The 2,933-nt window shown below is 74.0% G+C and carries 2 protein-coding genes; both read left to right on the plus strand.

All coding sequences use genetic code 11. From position 1 onward, the window contains the following. On the plus strand, window positions 1-1,464 hold a 1,464-nt coding region (locus tag DZG00_RS14125; protein WP_119455754.1), incomplete at its 5' end, for a pyridoxal phosphate-dependent decarboxylase family protein. Further along, on the plus strand, window positions 1,461-2,849 hold the full coding sequence (locus DZG00_RS14130) for a lysine N(6)-hydroxylase/L-ornithine N(5)-oxygenase family protein (RefSeq protein WP_119382354.1): 1,389 nt from the start codon (window positions 1,461-1,463) through the stop codon (window positions 2,847-2,849). The genes DZG00_RS14125 and DZG00_RS14130, both read left to right, overlap by 4 nt. Window positions 2,850-2,933 lie beyond the last annotated feature (84 nt).

Below are 2,933 nucleotides of genomic sequence, written 5' to 3' on the forward strand. Positions count from 1 at the left end.
CGCGCCGCCGCCGACCACGTGCGCGCGGCCGCCCGCCGCGCCGACGGGCCCTTCACCGGCATCACGCCCGACCGGCTCCGCGGATCCTTCGCGGGGCTCGACCTCGACCGCCCGCTCGGCGGCCTCGACGACGCCCTCGACGAGCTCGACGACCTATACCTCCGCGACGCGGTCTGGTTCCACGACCCGTCGTACGTCGCGCACCTCAACTGCCCGATCCTCATCCCGGCCATCGCGGGGGAGCTCATCCTGTCGAGCGTCAACACGTCGATGGACACGTGGGACCAGAGCGCGGGCGCGACCCTCATCGAGCGCGCGCTCATCGACTGGACGGCGGGCCGCGCCGGCCTCGGCGACGAGGCGGACGGCGTCTTCACGAGCGGCGGCAGCCAGTCGAACCTGCAGGCGCTGCTGCTGGCGCGCGACGAGGCGGCGGCGGTGCACGGACTGGCGCCAGCTGACCGGCAGCGGATGCGGATCCTCGTCAGCGACGTCGGGCACTTCAGCGTCGAGAAGAGCGCCCGGATCCTCGGCCTCGCCCCCGACGCGGTCATCCGCGTGCCGAGCGACGACGCCAAGCGGATGCGCGTCGACGCCCTCGAGCGCGAGCTCGCGCGCTGCTACGCGGCCGGCCTCCTGCCCGTCGCCGTCGTCGCGACCGCCGGCACCACCGACTTCGGCAGCGTCGACCCGCTGCCCGCCATCGGCAACGTCTGCCGACGCGAGGGGATCTGGCTGCACGTCGACGCGGCGTACGGCGGCGGCCTCCTGACGTCGCTCCGGCACCGGCGCCTGCTCGACGGGATCGAGCGGGCCGACTCCGTGACCGTCGACTACCACAAGACCTTCTTCCAGCCGGTGAGCTCCAGCGCGCTCCTCGTGCGCGACGGCCGCACGCTCCGGCACGCGACGCTGCACGCCGACTACCTGAACCCGGCCGACCGCGCGCACGAGGAGATCCCGAACCAGGTCGACAAGTCGCTGCAGACCACCCGCCGATTCGACGCGCTGAAGCTCTGGCTCACCCTCCGCACGGTGGGTGCCGACGGGGTCGGGCGGATGCTCGACGACGTCATCGCGCTCGCCGACCGCACGTGGTCCGCGCTCAGGCGGGATCCGGCGCTCGACGTGGTGGTGCGGCCGGAGATCAGCGCGCTCGTGTTCCGGTACGTGCCGGCGGGGGAGCGGGACGGATCCGCGGGACCCGACGCGGGAGCACGTTCCGACGCCGTGAACCGCGGCATCCGGCAGGCGATCCAGGACTCGGGCCGCGCGATGGTCGCGGCCACGCGCGTGGACGGCCGCGCGCACCTGAAGCTCACGCTGCTGAACCCGGCGACGACGGACGCGCACATCCAGGAGATCCTGGGGATGGTGGTCGCGGCGGGCGACGCGCTCGACGCCGGGCTGGGCGACGCGGCGCAGGCGACCGCTGCCGCTGCAGCCACGGAGGTCGGCCGATGAGCGCCCGCGACGCCGCCCTCGCCCCCGACCGCATCCGCGACGTGGTCGCCGTGGGCCTCGGCCCCGCGAACCTCGGGCTCGCCTGCCTCGCGGATCCGCTCGACGACCTGGACCTCGTGGTGCTCGAGCGGAAGCCGCGCTTCGACTGGCACCCCGGCATGATGCTGCCGACCGCGCACCTGCAGACGCCGTTCCTCGCCGACCTCGTGACGCTCGCGGATCCGACCTCGCGTTTCTCGTTCCTCGCCTACCTCAAGGACACCGGGCGGCTGTACTCCTTCTACATCCGCGAGGACTTCTTCCCCCTGCGCAGCGAGTACGTCGCCTACTGCAGGTGGGCGGCGGAGCGCGCGCGGGGGATCGAGCTCGACCGCGACGTGCGGGCGATCTCCTTCGACGAGGGCCGCGGCGCGTACGTCGTCGAGTCGGTCGACGCCGCGGGCGCCGCGCACGTGCACCGCGGGCGGAACCTGGTGGTCGGCGTGGGCACGCCGCCGTGGCTGCCCGAGGCCGTGCGCGACCTGCCCGGCGTGATCCACAGCTCCGGCTACCTCGGCGCGAAGACCCGGCTGCAGGAGCGGGACGCGATCACGGTCGTCGGCAGCGGGCAGAGCGCGGCGGAGATCTACCGCGACCTCCTCGAGGACATCGACGTGCGCGGCTACCGGCTCGACTGGATCACGCGCTCGCCCAGGTTCTTCCCGCTCGAGTACACGCGCCTCACGCTCGAGATGACGAGCCCCGAGTACAGCGACCACTTCTTCGGCCTGCCCGCCGATACCCGCGACGTTCTGCTGCGCGAGCAGCGGAACCTCTACAAGGGGATCGACTCCGAGCTCATCGACGACGTCTTCCAGACGCTCTACCGGAAAAGGCTCGCGTTCGACGCGCTGCGGGCGGAGGGGCGGCTCGCGCCCGGCGGCGACGCGGGATCCGGCGTGCCGACCCGGCTGCTCACCAACGCGGAGGTCGTCTCGTCACGCGGCACACCGGACGGCGGCGCCGTCCTCGGGCTCCGGCACGCCGAGACGGGGGCGGAGCGCGAGTGGCCGACGGGCGCGGTGGTCATGGCGAGCGGCTACGACGCACAGGCCCCGCGGATCCTCGACGGGCTCGGCGACCGCGTGCACCGCGACGCGCGCGGCCGCCTCGACGTGGCGCGCGAGCACACGGTCGACGACGCCGGGACGCTCTTCGTGCAGAACGCGGAGGTGCACACGCACGGCTTCGTCGCGCCCGACCTCGGGATGACGGCGCACCGCAACTCGCGGATCCTGCGCGCGATCACGGGACGGGAGCCGTACCCGGTGGAGGAGCGGATCGCGTTCCAGGAGTTCGGGCTGCCGGAAGGCGCACCCGCGGCGGGATCGGGGGTGCTCGCGTGAGCGCACCCGCACCCGCACCCGCACCCGCGCCCGCACCGCCCGCCGCCCGCGCGCCGGCCTACCCGCTCGCGATGCGTCCGCTCG

The sequence above is a fragment of the Clavibacter lycopersici genome (genome assembly GCF_003576405.1).
GTDB lineage: Bacteria > Actinomycetota > Actinomycetes > Actinomycetales > Microbacteriaceae > Clavibacter > Clavibacter lycopersici.